The following is a 17,164-nucleotide window of genomic DNA, read 5'->3' as shown; positions in this document are numbered from 1 at the left end:
ATAAATACCGCTAACGTGAAGGCACTTGTTTGGAAAACTGAACAATCGGCTTGGACTGGCCGGGCCGGGCCGGCTGAGCGGCCGCACCCCGGCCCGCGTTTTCGCCAATGCGCGTCAGCCGGCGTCGGCCATGCCCATCTGCGCGTCGTGCAGGCTGCGGGCGTAGGCGCTCGCCCCGACCGGCCGGCTGTAGAGGTAGCCCTGCTGCTTGTCGCAGTCGATGGCGCGCAGAAATTCTGCCTGTTCGACGGTTTCCACGCCTTCGGCCGTGACGTTCATGCCGAGCGAATGCGCCATCGCCACCACCGCCTGGGTAATCGCAATGGAATCGCGATGATCCGGCAAACCGGCCACGAACGACCGGTCGATCTTCAGGTTATGCAGCGGGAAGCGCTTCAGATAGGAGAGCGACGAGTAGCCGGTGCCGAAGTCGTCGACGGAAATCCGCACGCCGAGCGTGTTCAGCGCGCTCAGCATGGGCAGTACGGTGTCGCTGTCGCTCATCAGCAGCCGTTCGGTGATCTCCAGTTCGAGCGCCGAGGGTTCCAGCCCGGATTGCGCGAGACAACGCTCGATGCGCTCCACCAGCCCGTCGTTGAACTGCCGCGGCGACAGGTTGACCGCCACGATCAGGTCCGGCGCGAGCGTGCGCCGCCACTGCGCCGCCTGCTCGCAGGCCCGCGCCAGCACCCAGCCGCCGATCTCGCCGATCAGGCCGGCGTCCTCGGCCACGGGGATGAACTCGCCCGGCGAGACGTTGCCCAGCTCGCCGTTGTACCAGCGCAGCAGCGCTTCCGCGCCGATCGTGCGGCCGTCCTGGCTGTCGACGATCGGCTGGTACACGAGGCTCAGCTCGTTGGAGGCCAGCGCGCGCCGCAACGATTGTTCGATCGTGAAACGGCGTTGCAGATGCTCGTTGAGCTCGGCGGTGAAGAACTGGAAGTTGTTGCGGCCGCGCTGTTTGGCGTGATACATCGCCGAATCGGCGTTGCGCATCAGCGTGGCGACGTCCTGGCCGTCTTCGGGGAACAGGCTGATGCCGATCGACGCGCCCAGGTAGTACTCGTTATCCGCCACCGCGAACGGCACCGCGATCATGTCGAGGATGCGGCGCGCGAGCCCGATCAGACGACCGGTGTTCTCGTACGCGCTGACCACGATCACGAACTCGTCGCCACCCACCCGCGCGAGCGTATCGGCTCGCCCGACGCAGGCCGACAGCCGCTCCGCGACGCTGCACAGCAAGGCGTCGCCGGCCTCGTGGCCGGCCGTGTCGTTGACCTTCTTGAAACCGTCCAGATCGACGTACAGCACGGCCACGCTCGCCAGTTCGCCGGTGCCGGGCGCCGCCCCCAGCATGAACAGATCGCGCATGCGGTCGGTGACATAGGCGCGGTTGTAGAGGCCAGTGAGCGAGTCGCGCGTGGCGAGAAACTTGAGCTGCCGTTGGGCTTCGCGTACCGGGCCGATGTCGGTGAACGAGATCAGCACCGAACTGGGTTCGGTGTCGCCCGGCTTGATGATCGGCACGACATTCTCGGTGATCCAGATCACCTCGCCGTCGATCAACTCCAGGCCGATCGTTACACCGAGCATGGGTTTGCCGGTGGCGAGCACCTGCACGGTCGGCTGCTCGGCAGCGGTGACGAGCGAACCGTCTTCGTGGAAAGCGCGCGTCATTACACTGCGGATGCTACGGCCGACGATCTGCGGGGTTGCGCGCAACATGCGTTGCGCGCTCGGATTGCAGGCGAGCACGAAGCCCGCGCGCGACTGCACGACGATCCCTTCGATCAGATGGTCGACCACCAGCCGGTGATGTTCCTCGCTGTGTGCGAGGCGTTGCGCGATGGTGTCCTGATGCACGGCGAGGCCGACGCTTTGGCCGATATCGCGCAGGATCGTTTCTTCCTCCGCGCTGGGTCGACGCGGTGCGCGGTGATAGACCGCGAACGCGCCGAGCACTACGCCCGCGTCGTTTTCGAACGGCACCGACCAGCAGGCGCGCAGGCCGACTGGCAAAGCAAGGTGGCGGTAGTCGGCCCACAGCGGATCGGTCTCGATGTCTTCGGCGACCACCAGCCGCCGCTGATACATGGCGGTGCCGCAGGAACCGACCTGCGGTCCGATCTCGAGGCGGTCGATCGACGCGCTGAAATGCGCCGGCAAGGACGGCGCGCCGCCGACCCGGGCATGGATGCCGTCGGGGTCGAGCAGGAGGATCGAGCAGGCAGCACCATCGCCGAGCAGCGCTTCAGCGCGGCGGCAGACTTCGTCCAGCAGTTCCGGCAGCGGCGTATTGCGTGTGATGAGCCGCAATACGGAGTGCTCCGAGTCCAGCACTTCCTCGGCCAGTTCCGGCGGATAGCGGGTGCCCTCGGACGATGTGCCCGCCGGGCTACCTGTTGTCGCTTCCCAATTCATATATGTGCGCCCCCCCTTACCCAACATCGGCAAGTCAGTCTACGCGGCGTACCGGGGTTTACGCGTAGACCGTGCAAATTATTCACACGAAATGCGCGTTTCCCCGCGAGGTTTAGCCGTTTCCACCTCCAGGCGGTCTATTGCCGCCTCCTTGCGATGGGCCGCCACCTTGAGGACGGCCGCCTCCGCCATTTTGTGAACCGCCCGGCGAATGGCCGCCGCCTTGCTGGCCGCCGGGTGGCCGGCCGCCTGCGTTGCCTTGCGGCGGGCCGCCTGGTGGACGACCGCCCGCGTTACCCGGCGGCGGGCCGCCTGGTGGACGACCGCCCGCGTTTCCTTGCGGCGGACGCCCGCCCGCATTACCCGGCGGAGGTCCTCCCGGCGGCCGACCACCCGCGTTACCCGGCGGCGGGCCCGGCGGCCGGCCACCCCCGTGGCCCGGCGGCGGTCCGCCCGGCGGGCGTCCCCCTCCATGACCCGGCGGCGGTCCGCCCGGCGGATGTCCACCCGGTGGCCGTCCTGCGCCCGGTCGCGGCGGCGGTGGCGGCGGATGGTGCGACCAGCGCGACTGCTGGTTGTACCAGGGCCTGCCCCGATAATAGTTGCCCCAATAAGCGCCGAGCGAAAAAGTGACGATCGGCAGACCGATCACCGTGCCGTAGCTCATCACCGGCACGTTGCTGCCCTGGTAGGGATAGCTCAGACTCCCCGCGTAAGCCCAACCGCGCAGATTCGGCGCGGCGACGTCGCACCACTGATAGTTGCTGATACATCCCATGACTGTCAACGGGACACCGGCAGGCACCTGGATCACGACCGGGTAATCCGGCGCGGGGCCGGCGCGCACATCGACCACGGTGTTCGTGTAGGCCTGCGATTGCGCGCTGGCTACAGCAGGCAGCGCCAGCAAGCCGGCCGCCGCGTAAAAACATCGAACGAGGTGTTGTCTTTTCACTCTTTCTCCCGTTTCAAAGGCCGTGTGCCGATGGCTGCCGATGAGTGCCCCGCGAGGCAATATCTGGTAACCACCCGCCTGAATCCAGCCGTTTTTCGAAGGTCCGCACAACGGCAACCCGGCCGATCATCCAGTGCATGACAAAACCATGCTCTGCCGGAACCGCCATGAAACGCCTTCGCCCTCTCCTGATCGCCACCCTGACGCTGGCGTCGCTGTCCGCTCATGCCACGAGCTTCGACTGTGCGCGCGGACGTTCGCTCACCGAGAAAATGATCTGCCACGATCCCGCGCTCTCGAAGCTCGACGACACTTTGGGCCAACTGTACTGGAAAGCACGCCGACGAGTCAGCAACCGGCGCGCCTTTCTCAACGACAGTGACAGCAAATGGGCCTGGCGGGAAGCCAATTGCCGCGATGCGGCCTGTTTGGGGACGTGGTATGCGACGCGCATCGATGAACTGCGGCATCTGATCGACAGCATGCAGGCGGGGACAAACGGGCCCACCGATCCGGCAGCGGCAGCGGAGCCGTTGCCCGCTCAGCCCGCCCGGCCCGCGGAGCTGGATGCGCCGCGCCCCGCACCTCGCTCCGCCACCATGGCAAGCGCCATGGCCATGCTTCAATGCACGGCGGCGCATCCGGGGATCGAGGTGAACGAGCAGTGTTCCACTGTGCTCAAGGGAACCGGCAGTCAGTGGAAGCGCGAGCCGCGCGCGGGCGACTGGTTTTGCGGCGTCGCCATGCTGGCGCCGGCGCAGTTGCAGGCCGACGACGCGCAGTGAGACAGCGTGCTGCCTGCCAACCGGCAGGCAGCGTTTGAAATGAAACCTCTATCGTTCTGTCGGCGTGGTCTCACGAGCCGCGCCGACAGAATGATCGATAGTTCGCCATGCCGATCAAACGATCACTTCGGCAAGGCTCCATCCACGCCCTGCACGAACCAGTTCAAACGTAGCAGTTCGGCGTCGCTCAGCGACTTGCCTGCGGCGACCTTCACCGCGCCCGACTGATCCGCGATCGGCCCGGCGAACGGGTTGAACTTGCCCGAGATGATGTCGTCGCGCTTCTGGCTCAACGCCTTTTGCGCGGCCGGCGAAACGGCGTCCGTATTGATGTCGGCGAGGTCGATCGCTTTCTCCTTCAGCCCCCACCAGACCGGCGCGTTATTCCACGTCCCGGACATCACCTGATCGACCAGATGTGTGTAGTACACGCCCCAGTTGCTCACGCATGCACCCAGTTGCGCGTTCGGTCCGAACTTCTTCATGTCCGAGTCCCAACCGAAGGCATGTACCTTTTTCTGCTCGGCGGTCTGCATCGTCGCTGTCGAATCGGTGTTCTGGATCAGCACGTCGGCGCCCTGGCCGATCAGCGTTTCGGCGGCCTGCTTTTCGCGGCCCGGATCGAACCAGCTATTGATCCACACCACCTTCACGCGGGCATTCGGGTTGACCGAACGCGCGCCCATCGTGAACGCGTTGATATTGCGCACCACTTCCGGCACCGGCACCGAGCCGACAAAGCCCAGCGTGTTCGATTTGGTCGTGTAGCCCGCGACCAGACCCGCGAGATACGCGCTCTGGTACGTGCGCACGTCATAGGTCGCGAAGTTGGCCGCCTTCTTGTAACCCGTGGCGTGTTCGAAGACCGTGTCCGGGAAGTCCTTGGCGACCTTCAATTCGAAGTCCTGGAAGCCGAAGCTCGATCCCACCACGATCTTGTTGCCCTTGGACGCCAGATCGCGAAACACACGCTCCGAATCCGCCGACTCCGGCACGTTCTCGACCCGCGTCACCTTGATCTTGTCGCCGTATTTCGCCTCGACCTCTTTCACGCCCTGCTCGTGCGCATAGGTCCAGCCGGCGTCGCCCGGATTGCCGAGATAGACGAAGGCGATGCCGAGCGGCTGCGTGGTGGCGGCACCGGCCGTCGCGGTTCCGAGCGCCAGCGTCGCGCCTACACTCACGCCTACAGCGGCGACGAGCAGGGTCCGAACTGTTTTGATGCGCAATGAATGATGCAGCGCTCGCGCCAGCGTTGTTTTCATGAATTCTCCGAAGATGGTTTGACCGTGCCTGCCCCGGTCCGGGATATCCCGGACAGGGTTCAGCATAGGGGGCCATATTCGAAGGTCAATTTCATGGGAAAAATTATTTTCCGTTATCTGCCCTATAACGAAATTCGTATTTTGGTAGGAGAAAAAACATGTTCGATGATTTCGAACGAGTACATCGGCAAAGTGGTACGGCAAGCCGTTCGCGTCGGCGCAATATCAACTCCATCAACCCGCAACACTCTTTCGGAGATACAAAATGACTCGCTTCCAAGATAAAGCAGTTCTCGTCACCGGCGGCAGCAGCGGCATCGGCTTCGCCGCAGCTCAGGCTTTTATCGATGAAGGCGCGCGCGTCGTCATCACCGGGCGCGACGCCGCGGCCCTCGACGCCGCTAAAGCGGCACTCGGCCCCAACGCCGTCACCGTGCAGAACGACGCCGGCTCGATCGCGTCGGCCCGCGATCTGGCCGCCGCGATCCACGCAGCCGGCATCCGCCTCGACGCGGTATTCGTGAATGCCGGCACGGCCCGCTTCGCAGCGTTCGCGGACGTCGACGAAGCCCTTTGGGATTCGACGTTCAATACGAACGTGAAAGGTGCGTACTTCCAGATTCAGGCGCTGCTGCCGTTGCTCAACAAGGGCGCGTCGATCGTCATCAACGGTTCGATCAATGCGCATATCGGGATGCCGGCGTCGTCGGTGTACGCGGCGAGCAAGGCGGCGCTGATTTCGCTGGCGAAGACCCTGTCGGCGGAATTGCTGCCGCGCGGCGTGCGCGTCAATGTCGTGAGTCCGGGCCCGGTGCAAACGCCCTTGTACGGCAAGCTCGGGCTCGACGCCGCCACGCTCGAAGCCACCGCCGCGCAGATTGTCAGCCAGGTGCCGGTCGGCCGCTTCGGCACGCCGCAGGAAATCGCCTCGACCGTGCTGCATCTGAGCGCGCCGGAATCGGCGTTCATCGTCGGCACGGAAATCATCGCCGATGGTGGGATGAGCCAGCTTTAACGGCTCGCTTCAACGCTAGCGCTAACGGTTGCATCCCTGCCTGCCCGGCTCAGTGAATCTTCGGCTCCGGATCCACCGGGTCCGCCGGATCCTCGCCGGGCACGCCGCCCTCGCCGAACAGCGCCGCGCACAGTTCTTCGCCGACGTCGCTCAGACGCGCCGTGCCCGTGCCTTCTTCGCTGAAGGTGGCCTCGACCAGGCCGCCGTCCACCAGCGCGGTCAACTGACGCCGCAAGCCGCTCATCGGCACGCCCGCCTGCTTCGACAGCCTGGCGAGCGACCAGGTGCCCCCCGGCGTTTCCCGATGCGCGCGCCAGAGTTGTGCCAGCACGGCAACCAGCACCGGATCGAGTTCGTCGTCTTCCATTATGAGCGTCTCCTCGTTTTCAGGCCTTTTTTCAGGCCGTTTTCAAGCCATTTGCGTGACCAGTTCGCCTAGCGTCTTCAGCGCCGCTTCGCTCTGCGGCGTCCACGGATAGCTGTAATTGAGCCGGATGAAGTGGCGAAACACGTTGCGCATCGAAAACATCATGCCCGGTCCGATCGTAATGCTGCGCGCGAGCGCGGCCTGATAAAGCCGCATCGAATCGATCCGCTCGGGCAATTCCACCCACAGCACGTAGCCGCCCTGCGGCGTCGACATGCGCGTGCCGGCCGGAAAAAACCGCTGCACCAGCGCCGTCATGATGCTCGCCTGCTGCCGGTAGACCTTGCGCACGTGCCGCAGATGCCGGTCATAGCCATCCTGCCGCAAATAATCGGCGACCGCGACCTGCGGCACGGACGGCGTCGTCAGCGTGTTGAGAAACTTGAGCTTCTCGACCTGCGCGCGATAGCGCCCAGGCAGCGCCCAGCCGATCCGGTACGACGCCGTCAGGCTCTTCGAAAACGACGCGCAATGCAGCACCAGTCCTTTCGTGTCGAAGCTCTTCAGGGTCGAAGGCCGCGTCTCGCCGAAATACAGCTCCTGGTAGACATCGTTTTCGATCGCGGGAATCTCGTGCGCGGCGAGCAGGTCGACCAGTTGCCGCTTGCGTTCGTCGGGCATCTGGAAGCCGAGCGGGTTCTGGAAATTCGGCATCACCATGCACGCGGCGATCTTCTGTTTCGCGATCACCTGGGCCAGCGCTTCGATTTCGATGCCGTGAACCGGATGCGTCGCCACCTCGATCGCGCGCATACCGAGACGTTCGATCGCGTGCAGCATCGCGTAATAGGTGGGCGACTCGACGGCCACCGTGTCACCCGGTTTGGCGACCGCCTGCAGGCTCAGGTTGATCGCCTCGGTCGCGCCCAGCGTAATGACGATCTCGCCCGGATCGACCGCCATGCCGTTCTCCGCGTAACGCCGTGCGATCTGGCGAATCAGTTCGGGGTTGCCCGGCGGCAAATCGTCGAGCAGATTCCAGCTCGCCTGACGCCGTGCAATCGCGTTCGCATACTGGTTGATGCGCCGCCACGGGAACAGCGACGGGTCGGGATACGGCGAGCCGAACGGCACGGCGTCGTGGGCGCGGATGCTCCGCAGAGTCGACAGCACGAGGCGGCTCACGTCCACTTCGGCGGCTACCGGCGGGGTCTGCGGCATGGGCTGGCGGGGCAGCCCCGGCTCCCCGGCCGACGCGTCGGCCGAGGCCGCCGCCACGTCCCGCACGAAATAGCCCGACTGCGGCCGGGTCTCGACAATCCCCCGGCTTTCCAGCAACGCGTAGGCGTGCAGCACCGTCTTGATACTGACGCCGTGCTGCAGACTCGCCTGCCGCACCGACGGAATCCGCTCGCCGCGCGCGAACACGCCGCGCCGCACGGCCTCGGTCATCTCATCGGCAAGCTTTTCGTACAGTTTCAAGGACTTGGCTCGATTAAAACTGGCTGGAGCGCCAGTCTATGACAAAACCGACCCAACTGTACCCCTCGGCTTTCCGAATTTCTGTATGCAGCGATTTTTATGGAACACAGTAGGCTTCTCGGTATCGGCTTAAAAAAGTCTCGTCAGGCCCTACCGGCGGCAACATCATGAAGAAACCCGAACCTCGCATCGAACCGTACACCCACCCCGCCGCCGGCTGGGGCGCGTTGAAATACGTCGCCATCAACCTTCTCAAGGAGAAGGTGACAGGCGGCAATTACCGCACCCTGCTCAAGCAGAACCAGCCGAACGGCTTCGACTGTCCGGGTTGCGCGTGGCCGGACCGCGAACACGCGTCCACCTTCGAGTTCTGCGAGAACGGCGTCAAAGCCGTCGCTGCCGAGGCGACCAGCAAGCGCGTGACGCCCGCCTTCTTCGAACAGCACACCGTCGAAGCCTTGATGGCGCAATCGGATTTCGAACTCGAACAGCATGGCCGCCTGACCGACCCGCTCGTCTACGACGCCTTGCGCGACCGCTACGTGCCGATCGGCTGGAACGAGGCGTTCGGGCTGATCGCCGCGCATCTGAAGCGCCTCGACGATCCCGACCGCGCCGCCTTCTACACTTCGGGCCGCGCCAGCAACGAAGCCGCGTTCCTGTACCAGCTGTTCGTGCGCATGTACGGCACCAACAACTTCCCCGATTGCTCGAACATGTGCCACGAAGCGACCAGCCGTGGCTTGCCGGGCACGGTCGGCATCGGCAAGGGGACGGTGACGCTCGACGATTTCGAGCACGCCGACACGCTGCTGATCTTCGGCCAGAATCCGGCCACCAACCATCCGCGCATGCTCGGCGAATTGCGCGAGTGCGCAAAGCGCGGCGCGACCATCGTGTCGATCAATCCGCTGAAGGAACGCGGACTGGAACGCTTTGCGAGTCCGCAGCATCCGGTGGAAATGCTCACCATGGGCAGCACCAGAATCAGCTCGGTGTTCATCCGGCCGAAGATCGGCGGCGATTTCGCGCTGATCAAGGGCGTCGCCAAACGCGTCATCGAACTCGACGACGAAGCGCTCGCCTCCGGTCTCGAACGCGTGCTGGATGTCGCGTTCATCGCCGAACACACCGTCGGTTTCGACGCCTTCGCGGACGATCTGCGCGCCGAAAACTGGGACACCATCGTCGCCGAAGCCGGCGTGCCGTTCGAAGACGTGCTCCAGCTCGCCGACATCTACGTCAAGGGCCGCGCCGTGATCTCGACGTGGGGCATGGGCCTCACGCAGCACAAGAACTCGGTGCCGACGGTGCAGCTGCTGTCGAACCTGATGATGATGCGCGGCAATATCGGCCGACGCGGCGCGGGCTTGTGCCCGGTGCGCGGCCACTCGAACGTGCAGGGCGATCGCACGGTCGGTATCGAAGAACGGCCGACTCAGGCGTTTCTCGACCGGCTCGGTGAAGTCTACGATTTCGAACCGCCGCGCGAGCACGGACTCGACGTCGTCAACTCGATTCAGGCGATGCTCGACGGCAAGGTAAAGGTGTTCATCGGTCTGGGCGGCAACTTCTCGATCGCGACGCCCGACACGCCGCGCACCTGGGAAGCGATGCGTTCGTGCGACCTCACTGTGCACATCACGACCAAGCTGAACCGCAGCCATCTCGTGCATGGCCGTGACGCGCTGATCCTGCCGACGCTCGGCCGCACCGAGATCGACATGCAGAACGGCGTGCCGCAAGGCGTGAGCGTCGAGGATTCGATGAGCATGGTGCACATCTCTTACGGCATGAACAAACCGGCGTCGGAGAATCTGCTCTCGGAGATCGCGATCGTGGCGCGCATGGCGCACGCGACGCTCGGCAGCGACAAGGTGGATTGGCTCGCGCACGAAACGGACTACGCGATGATCCGCGACGGCATCGCGCAGGTGATCGAAGGCTTCCACGATTACAACGAACGCCTGAAGAAACCGGGCGGCTTCCATCTCGGCGTGGCGTCACGCGACCGGATCTGGAAAACACCCAGCAACAAGGCGCAGTTCCTGGTGCATGCGATTGCGCTCGACACACCGATCCATCAGGCGCGCAAGCAGTATGGCGAGCGTTTGATGACCTTGATGACGACGCGTTCGCACGACCAGTACAACACCACGATCTACGGTCTCGACGACCGCTATCGCGGCGTGTATGGACAACGCCGCGTGCTGTTCGCCAACAAGGACGATCTGGCGATGCTGGGTTTCGTCGCTGGGCAACGCGTGGATATGACGAGCGTGTGGGCCGACGGTATCGAGCGTCACGCGGACGGTTTTCTGCTGGTGGAATACGACATTCCGCGTGGCTGCCTGGGCGCGTACTACCCGGAGACGAATCCGCTGGTGCCGCTCTCCTCGGTTGCGGATGGTGCGGGAACGCCGACTTCGAAATCGATTCCGGTGTTGCTGAAGGCGTCGGCGGTCGGAGTGGACGTGCAAACGGCTGAAGCGATCGCGGCTTGATACGCGAAGCGTAACGCTTGAAACGACAGGCCTGAGGCTCGCCCCTCAGGCCTTGTTTTTTTCCAGGTCGCGATGCGTCAGATACAGCCGCAGATCGAACTCGATCTGGTGGTAGCCCGGCTGCATGAATTCGCACAGTCGATAGAACGCCTTGTTGTGATCGCTCTCTTTCAGATGAGCAAGTTCGTGCACGACGATCATCTTCAGAAATTCCGGCGCCGCGGCTTTGAATAGCGACGCCACGCGGATTTCCTTCTTCGCCTTCAACTTGCCGCCCTGCACGCGCGAGATGCTCGTGTGCAGGCCCAGTGCGTGGCGTACGACGTCGAGTTTGCTGTCGTACGTGACCTTGTCGATCTGCTCCGCACTGCGCAGGTGTTCGCGCTTCAGATCCGCGCAATAGGCGTACAGCGCACGGTCCGTTTGCACGTCGTGGGTGTTGGGATAGCGCTCGCCGAGGTACGCGCCGAGTCGATCGTCGGCGATCAGCTTGTGCACCTTTTCTTGCAAATGCGCGGGATAGCCCGTGAGGTATTTCAGGTGGGACATGACAAAAGGGCTCGACGCATGCGATTTCTCCAGACGGAGATTGTACCGGTCGAGCCCCGCCCTCGCCCGCCTTACCAGCGATAGTTCGCCCCGGCGAACACCTGCCGCCCGTAACCGAACGAACACCAGGTCGAGTAATAACACGACGCCACGTAACGCTTATTCGCCAGATTCTGCGCATTCACGTACAGCTCCGAGCCTTTCAGACGCGGCGAGAGACGACCCAGGTCGTAACGCAGCGTGGCGTCGATGAGCAGGAAGCTGCTGAGCTTGTAGGCGTCGGCGTAGGCGTAGGTCGTCCCCGTATAACGCGCACCCACACCCGCCGACAGACCCGCCAGCACGCCGCGATGCTGCGTGTAATACAGCCATGCGGATGCCTGGTTCTGCGGCACCGACGGCAGATATTGTCCTTGCAGACCGCTGTTGTCCTTCGTGTACTTCGTGTCGAGATACGTATAGCTCGCGGTGACGTTCAGTGAGTCCGTCAGGCTCATCTTGCCTTCGAGTTCGAGACCGCGCGAGCGCGCCTCACCCGCTTCCGACTGGAAATTCGGATTGGTCGCGTCGGTCGTGAGCAGGTTCTTGCGGGTCAGGTCGAACAGCGCCACCGTGAACATCGCGTCGTAATCGTTGGGCTGGAATTTGATGCCGACCTCGTACTGACGCGCGCGCTCGGGATCGAACGGTTTGCCGCTCGCGTCGAAGCCGGCCTGCGGCGAGAACGATTCGGTGTAGCTCACGTACGGCGCGATGCCGCTGTCGAATACATACGTCAGCCCTGCCCGCTTCGTGAAGGCGCGTGCCGATTGCGTGCTCAGCGTGTTGTCGGTGACGTTGCGGGTCGAGGTGTTGCTCCAGTCCTGCCGTCCGCTGATCGTGAACACGACATGGCCGAGGCGCATCTGATCCTGCGCGTACACGCCGAACTGGTTGCTGCGGACCTGCGTGAGCGTGCGGTCGGGATCGGCGATCGGCTGATAGTAGTCGGGCGCGAGAATATCGAGCGACGGCGCCGCGCCATAGCCGAGCAGATAGGAACTCGCCATGTGCTGATAGTCGAAACCCGTCAGCAGTGTGTGACGAACCGGTCCTGTCGAGAACTTGCCTTCCAGCTGGTTATCCAGCGCGACGGTGTTCATCTGATCCGTCGAAGCGATCGAATAGCGGTCGAGCGTGCGGTTGTCCGCTTCGAGTCCACTGCCGTACACGCTCTGATAGTCCTCGCCGATGTGGTAGTAACGCCCGTTCGAGCGCACGGTCCAATTCGGATCGAGCTTGTGCTCGAACTTGTAGCCGACCGATTCCTGGTTGCGGCTGAAGCGCTCGAAACCCGCATCGCCGTCGTAGAAGTCACTCGGCAGACGGCCATAGGGACTCGGCAGCGTTACGCCTTGCGGCGGCACGCTGCCATACGACGTACTGCGCGGATCGCGCTGGAACAGGGCGAACAGGGTCAGCGAGGTCGTGTCGTCGGGACGCCAGGTGAAGGACGGCGCGATCGCGATGCGCTCGTTGCGCGTCGTGTTGACCTGGCCGTCCTCGCTGCGCGCAATCGCGGTCAGGCGATACAGATAGTGATTGTCCGCATCGAGCGGGCCCGAGAAATCGAAGGTCGCCTGCTTGTGACCATAGTTGCCGAACTCGACGCCCACTTCGTGCAAGGGCGTGCGGGTCGGCAGTTTGCTTTCCTGATCCAGCACCCCGCCCGCCGACGCCGCGCCGTACAGCACCGACACCGGACCCTTGAGCACTTCGATGCGGTCCATCATGTAGGGATCGAGTTGCGGCACCGCATACATGCCGTTGCCGATCAGCTTGAGCCCGTTCCAATAGGTGTCCGCATCGAACCCGCGCACGGTCAGCAGGTCGTAGCGCGTGGCGATGCCGCCGCGCGTTTCCGCCGTGACGCCGGAGGTGTAGCGCACTGCGGCGTTGAGCGTCTGCGCGTTCTGCTGGGTCATCTGGTCGCGCGTGACGACCGACACCGACTGCGGCGCTTCGAGGATGGACGTGCCCGACTTCGTCGCCGAGCTGGTAGTCGAGGCGACGTAGCCGGTGGTCGGTCCGTACGGACTGTCCTGGATGCTTTGACCCGACACCTTGACGGCGGGCAGCGTGCCGGAATCGGCCGCATCGGACGAGCTTGCCGGGGCGCGCGTACGCACCAGGAAGACGCCTGGACTATTCTCCGCCACCGCCAGATTCGTGGTCGCGAGCAGCGCCGCGAAGCCGCCGCGCACCGTGTAGTTGCCCTGCAGGCCCCTCGTCGTCATACCCTCGACGAGCCGTGAGTCGAGTTGCACGGTTACGCCGGCCTGGCTGCCGAAGTCGGCCAGTGCCACGCCGAGCGGCCCCGCCGCTACCGCGAAGGTTTTTTGCGCGGATGCAGTCGGCGTGGATGCGATGGGCGCGGTGGGTGCGAGCGGCGCGGCATCGGCGGCACGGCTGGCGGGGGCCACCGCGATACTCGCGACTGCCAGCGCGGCCGGGATGCCGCGCAAGCCGATGACGACGGCACTGAACGACAGCGAAGCAAGACTATGACGAGTAGATGTGCGGCGCGAATGAAATGCGGTTTTGCGATGACTGCGTGATGACATGAATAGTCCTGATCGGGCGATGGCTTTTTGGTGCTCCTATATCCATGACACGCGAGATCAGGAAAGGGGACAGGCGCCGCGCAAAAAAATTTCGCACGGCCCGTGGCGACGCTCAGGTGGTGGCTGTGTTCGTACCCGCGACGATCGTCACCCAGTAGCGGGTTCGGTAGACGACTTGCACCGGCAAGGTGTTCGGCAGCGCGGCAAGAATACTGTCGGTGTTGCCGATCTGAAATGCACCGGTGATGCGCAGTTCGGCGACCGACGGATCGCAGCGCAGCACACCCGGCCGATAGCGACCAAGCTCGGCCGCGAAATCGGCGAGGCGCACGCGGTCGGCGAACAGCACGCCGCGCGACCAGTCGGCGACATGGGGATCGACGGGGGCGGTTGCATCGACCGCGGTCGCGGTGAACGATGTCTGCTGTCCGGCCGCCACGACCCGTTTCAACTGCGGCGCCGCGGCCGGCGCAATCTCCACCGCCCCATGCAACACCGAGACCTGGATTGCATCGCGCGGCGTTTTACCGACGTCGAAGCGAGTACCCAGCGCGCGAATCCGACCCTGCGAAGTCTGCACGACGAACGGCCGGTAAACGTTCGACGCGCGATTCGCATCGGCGCCCGTCTCCACCAGAATCTCCCCTGTGTGAAGCACGATCCGGCGTTCGGTGTCGGTGAAGGCGATGTCGAAAGCCGTCGCCGTGTTGAGATCGACGCGGGTGCCGTCGGCGAGCACGACCGTGCGGCGCTCACCGGTCGCCGTGCGTTCGTCCGCGGTCCATTCGCGCCAGGGTGCAGCGCGATAGGCGACATAACCCGCCGATCCGCCGACGAACATCACGCCCAACGCCTTGAGCGCCGCGCGCCGCTCGCCACGCTCTGCGCGATCCTTGCGTCCGAGCACCGACAGACCGACGCCGGCATGCAAGCCGCTGAACCTGGCGTCGACGCGTTGTGCCCGCTGCCATGCGCGTGCATGTTCCGGGTCGGCGGCACACCAGCGCTCGCAGGCGGCGATGTCGTCCGGCGTCGGCGCGTCGTGTAGACGCACGAGCCACGCAGCCGCCGCGCGCGCGACGATGCGATCGAGCGGCCGCGACTCATCGACCGGACGTGCGGGCGTCAGATCGTCAGCAGGATGCATTCTTCGTAGGCCGCAGCCATGTAGCGTTTGACCGTGCGGATATTCACCTGCAGCCGCCCGGCGATTTCCGCGTAGGTCAGTCCTTCGAGTTGCGCGAGCAGGAAAGTCATGCGCGCCTTGGGGCTGAGACGGTCGAGCATGGCGTCGATCTCGTGCAGCGTTTCGAGGATCACCAGGCGGTCTTCCGGCGACGGCGCGAGCGATTCGGGCAAGACGGCCAGCGCATCCAGATAGGCACGCTCGAGCGAGAGGCGACGATAGTGATTGAGCAGGACGCGCTTGGCGACCGTGGTCAGATAGGCACGCGGCTCGCGTAGATCGAGGCCGCCCTGCAGGTCCGGAGCGCGGTCCTGAACGAGGTCCGGAGCGCGGTCCTGGGCGAGGTCCGAATCCTGCGCGCCGAAATTGTCGCGTGCGCTCAGGATCCGCAGGAAGGTGTCGTGCGCCAGATCGGCGGCATCGAAAGCGTTGCCTAGTTTCTTGTGCAGCCAGGCCTGCAACCACCCGTGATGATCACGGTACAGTGCGCGCACCCCTTGCTGCGCGTCGAGCGTGACGGCAGACATTGAATCACCCCTTGGCGTCGATATTCTTAAATAAGAACGATTCGCATTTATAACCCAATTGGCATTTTTTCGCAAACGGGGAAAGCGGCAATGTCGTGTGAGGGAGACGGATCGTGTGGACGCAAGCAGGCCTTCTGCGAATCCACGCGCGATCTTCTTCCGTATATCCCCTGTCGCGCCTGTCATTTCCGGTGCGCCATCACGACTTACCTACATGCCTTGCTCCTGAGCGTCGCTGATGCTCAACCCGTTCCGGACGAGGTCGCTGCCTGCACTTTGCCGCTGCGCATGCAGTCACTTTTTAGCGGTACATATGATTTCGACGCAGCCCAGGCATGCGGCGAAGTCGCTGGAGAAATATCATGGAAAAATCGACGTTGAAGTTTCTGCTTCGCGGTATCGCAGTCGGTTCACTCTGCGCGTTTGCTGCCACGTTTGCGCAGGCCGGCGGCAACGGCAACGGAGGAAGCGGCGGCGGCGGTGCTCACGGCGCGGCAACCTCGGGTATGACATACCACAGCGAACCAGTCTCGAGCCCGTGGAATCGGGTTCCGGGCGACCTGAGTAAAAAGCCGCAGATGTCCGACATGGACATGCATGGCATGAACGGCAGCGACGATGGAATGCCGGCAAAAACCGGGCAATAACTGTGGTGATACGTGTTTCCGGGCGCGCATCGATGCGCGCCCGGAAATCCAACCCAACTCAAACTCATGCGGTGAAACGCCGGCGAGTCAGCCGGCTGAGTTTAGAGTGAGCGCGCTCGGCCCCTGCTGAAAAGACGCAGGATGGCGAGCAGAATGACGGCGCCAATCAGCGCGGTAATCAGCGACCCGATGATGCCGCCACCCAGGTGCAGGCCGAGCACACCGCCGAGCCAACCGCCGATGAAGGCGCCGACAATACCTACGATGATGTCGACAATAATGCCGAATCCGCCACCGTCGACGATCCGGCCGGCCAGAGCGCCCGCGATGCCGCCGATGATTAGCCAGAAAATGATGCCATGCGATACCGGGTCCATATTTCTCTCCTCTCGGGTTTAACGACTTCGCTTGCGGTCGGCAATGAGCTGGCCGCCAGCGACGTGTGAGTGGAGCAGTCGCAAGCGCCGTTCCTGCGCGACGCCGGCATCGTCGACGCGCCGCGAGATCTCTGGAATGAAGGCCCCGGCTGGGGAATCGGGCGAGGCGCCCGATATCGATGGGGAGTCGGACTGTCTGGCACAAAAGGCTACGACGCCGCTTGACGTGGAGCGCTGACCCAACTCATTAATCCCTTGCTGGAAGGGTGGTACCGGGGACCGGACTTGAACCGGCAAGCCGTTAGGCGGCGGATTTTAAGTCCGCTATGTTTACCAATTTCATCACCCCGGCGGGGGTCGGACTTCGTGTGGACGCGAATTCTACCATTGCGCGCCAGACGCACCAAACCGGTCCTGAGCGAACCCCACCACCCTTTCCCCTGCCGCCCGAGCGCCCCGCCGCGCAGTCACGCGGGAG

The 17,164-nt window shown here is 63.9% G+C and carries 14 protein-coding genes and 1 tRNA gene; 4 read left to right on the top strand and 11 right to left on the bottom strand.

What is annotated here, in order from left to right; translation table 11 throughout:
* Positions 1 to 114 precede the first annotated feature (114 nt).
* The gene (locus tag FQ705_RS26375) at positions 115 to 2,424 is read right to left on the bottom strand and encodes a putative bifunctional diguanylate cyclase/phosphodiesterase (RefSeq protein ID WP_144146059.1); all 2,310 of its coding nucleotides are present in this window, start codon (positions 2,422 to 2,424) and stop codon (positions 115 to 117) included.
* A gap of 112 nt (positions 2,425 to 2,536) precedes the next feature.
* Entirely contained in the window at positions 2,537 to 3,379 is an 843-nt protein-coding gene (locus tag FQ705_RS26370) for an SH3 domain-containing protein (protein WP_144146057.1), read from the bottom strand.
* 167 nt (positions 3,380 to 3,546) lie between these two features.
* Between FQ705_RS26370 and FQ705_RS26365 the strand changes: the two genes are divergently transcribed.
* On the top strand, positions 3,547 to 4,164 hold the full coding sequence (locus FQ705_RS26365; protein WP_144146055.1) for a lysozyme inhibitor LprI family protein: 618 nt from the start codon (positions 3,547 to 3,549) through the stop codon (positions 4,162 to 4,164).
* Between the two features lie 122 nt (positions 4,165 to 4,286).
* On the opposite strand, the gene FQ705_RS26360 is transcribed toward FQ705_RS26365, so the two are convergent.
* Complete coding sequence (locus FQ705_RS26360) at positions 4,287 to 5,429, bottom strand: BMP family ABC transporter substrate-binding protein (RefSeq protein WP_144146053.1); 1,143 nt, start codon at positions 5,427 to 5,429, stop codon at positions 4,287 to 4,289.
* 265 nt (positions 5,430 to 5,694) lie between these two features.
* Between FQ705_RS26360 and FQ705_RS26355 the strand changes: the two genes are divergently transcribed.
* A complete protein-coding gene (locus tag FQ705_RS26355) occupies positions 5,695 to 6,444 on the top strand; it encodes an SDR family oxidoreductase (protein ID WP_144146051.1) in 750 nt (249 codons plus the stop codon).
* Positions 6,445 to 6,493: 49 nt separating this feature from the next.
* Here FQ705_RS26355 and FQ705_RS26350 read toward each other — a convergent pair whose 3' ends face one another.
* Positions 6,494 to 6,811, bottom strand: a complete 318-nt coding sequence (locus FQ705_RS26350; protein WP_144146049.1) for a helix-turn-helix domain-containing protein — start codon at positions 6,809 to 6,811, stop codon at positions 6,494 to 6,496.
* 42 nt (positions 6,812 to 6,853) lie between these two features.
* Complete coding sequence (locus FQ705_RS26345) at positions 6,854 to 8,293, bottom strand: PLP-dependent aminotransferase family protein (protein ID WP_144146047.1); 1,440 nt, start codon at positions 8,291 to 8,293, stop codon at positions 6,854 to 6,856.
* Positions 8,294 to 8,460: 167 nt separating this feature from the next.
* Here FQ705_RS26345 and FQ705_RS26340 point away from each other — a divergent pair, with 167 nt between their 5' ends.
* Positions 8,461 to 10,797: an FdhF/YdeP family oxidoreductase gene (locus tag FQ705_RS26340; protein WP_144146045.1), complete on the top strand. Its 2,337-nt coding sequence runs from the start codon at positions 8,461 to 8,463 to the stop codon at positions 10,795 to 10,797.
* A 45-nt stretch (positions 10,798 to 10,842) separates the two neighbouring features.
* On the opposite strand, the gene FQ705_RS26335 is transcribed toward FQ705_RS26340, so the two are convergent.
* The 4 genes from FQ705_RS26335 to FQ705_RS26320 all read right to left on the bottom strand — a co-directional run bounded on the left by FQ705_RS26335 (position 10,843) and on the right by FQ705_RS26320 (position 15,662).
* Positions 10,843 to 11,346, bottom strand: a complete 504-nt coding sequence (locus FQ705_RS26335; protein WP_144146043.1) for a M48 family metallopeptidase — start codon at positions 11,344 to 11,346, stop codon at positions 10,843 to 10,845.
* Positions 11,347 to 11,417: 71 nt separating this feature from the next.
* A complete protein-coding gene (locus FQ705_RS26330; RefSeq protein ID WP_144146041.1) occupies positions 11,418 to 13,949 on the bottom strand; it encodes a TonB-dependent siderophore receptor in 2,532 nt (843 codons plus the stop codon).
* Positions 13,950 to 14,061: 112 nt separating this feature from the next.
* On the bottom strand, positions 14,062 to 15,096 hold the full coding sequence (locus FQ705_RS26325) for a FecR domain-containing protein (RefSeq protein ID WP_144146039.1): 1,035 nt from the start codon (positions 15,094 to 15,096) through the stop codon (positions 14,062 to 14,064).
* A complete protein-coding gene (locus tag FQ705_RS26320) occupies positions 15,075 to 15,662 on the bottom strand; it encodes a sigma-70 family RNA polymerase sigma factor (protein ID WP_144146037.1) in 588 nt (195 codons plus the stop codon). The genes FQ705_RS26325 and FQ705_RS26320 overlap by 22 nt, the downstream gene beginning before the upstream one ends.
* 362 nt (positions 15,663 to 16,024) lie before the next feature.
* Here FQ705_RS26320 and FQ705_RS26315 point away from each other — a divergent pair, with 362 nt between their 5' ends.
* Positions 16,025 to 16,309 carry a hypothetical protein gene (locus FQ705_RS26315; RefSeq protein ID WP_144146035.1) on the top strand — a complete coding sequence of 95 codons (285 nt, stop codon included), beginning with the start codon at positions 16,025 to 16,027 and terminating at the stop codon, positions 16,307 to 16,309.
* A gap of 101 nt (positions 16,310 to 16,410) precedes the next feature.
* Here the strand turns inward: FQ705_RS26315 and FQ705_RS26310 are convergent, their stop codons facing one another.
* The gene (locus tag FQ705_RS26310) at positions 16,411 to 16,686 is read right to left on the bottom strand and encodes a GlsB/YeaQ/YmgE family stress response membrane protein (protein WP_144146033.1); all 276 of its coding nucleotides are present in this window, start codon (positions 16,684 to 16,686) and stop codon (positions 16,411 to 16,413) included.
* 267 nt (positions 16,687 to 16,953) lie between these two features.
* Positions 16,954 to 17,038, bottom strand: a tRNA-Leu gene (locus FQ705_RS26305).
* Positions 17,039 to 17,164 lie beyond the last annotated feature (126 nt).

Source organism: Paraburkholderia sp. BCC1884, assembly GCF_900996225.1.
Classification (GTDB): domain Bacteria; phylum Pseudomonadota; class Gammaproteobacteria; order Burkholderiales; family Burkholderiaceae; genus Paraburkholderia.
The sequence above is the reverse complement of the archived record's forward strand: the minus strand, read 5'-3'. Positions and strand labels throughout refer to the sequence as shown.

Coding starts and splice junctions, on each gene's coding strand:
- FQ705_RS26330 (WP_144146041.1), bottom strand. CDS start 13,949: ATGTCATCACGCAGTCATCGCAAAACCGCATTTCATTCGCGCCGCACA.
- FQ705_RS26375 (WP_144146059.1), bottom strand. CDS start 2,424: ATGAATTGGGAAGCGACAACAGGTAGCCCGGCGGGCACATCGTCCGAG.
- FQ705_RS26355 (WP_144146051.1), top strand. CDS start 5,695: ATGACTCGCTTCCAAGATAAAGCAGTTCTCGTCACCGGCGGCAGCAGC.
- FQ705_RS26340 (WP_144146045.1), top strand. CDS start 8,461: ATGAAGAAACCCGAACCTCGCATCGAACCGTACACCCACCCCGCCGCC.
- FQ705_RS26310 (WP_144146033.1), bottom strand. CDS start 16,686: ATGGACCCGGTATCGCATGGCATCATTTTCTGGCTAATCATCGGCGGC.
- FQ705_RS26360 (WP_144146053.1), bottom strand. CDS start 5,429: ATGAAAACAACGCTGGCGCGAGCGCTGCATCATTCATTGCGCATCAAA.
- FQ705_RS26335 (WP_144146043.1), bottom strand. CDS start 11,346: ATGTCCCACCTGAAATACCTCACGGGCTATCCCGCGCATTTGCAAGAA.
- FQ705_RS26365 (WP_144146055.1), top strand. CDS start 3,547: ATGAAACGCCTTCGCCCTCTCCTGATCGCCACCCTGACGCTGGCGTCG.
- FQ705_RS26350 (WP_144146049.1), bottom strand. CDS start 6,811: ATGGAAGACGACGAACTCGATCCGGTGCTGGTTGCCGTGCTGGCACAA.
- FQ705_RS26320 (WP_144146037.1), bottom strand. CDS start 15,662: ATGTCTGCCGTCACGCTCGACGCGCAGCAAGGGGTGCGCGCACTGTAC.
- FQ705_RS26325 (WP_144146039.1), bottom strand. CDS start 15,096: ATGCATCCTGCTGACGATCTGACGCCCGCACGTCCGGTCGATGAGTCG.
- FQ705_RS26315 (WP_144146035.1), top strand. CDS start 16,025: ATGGAAAAATCGACGTTGAAGTTTCTGCTTCGCGGTATCGCAGTCGGT.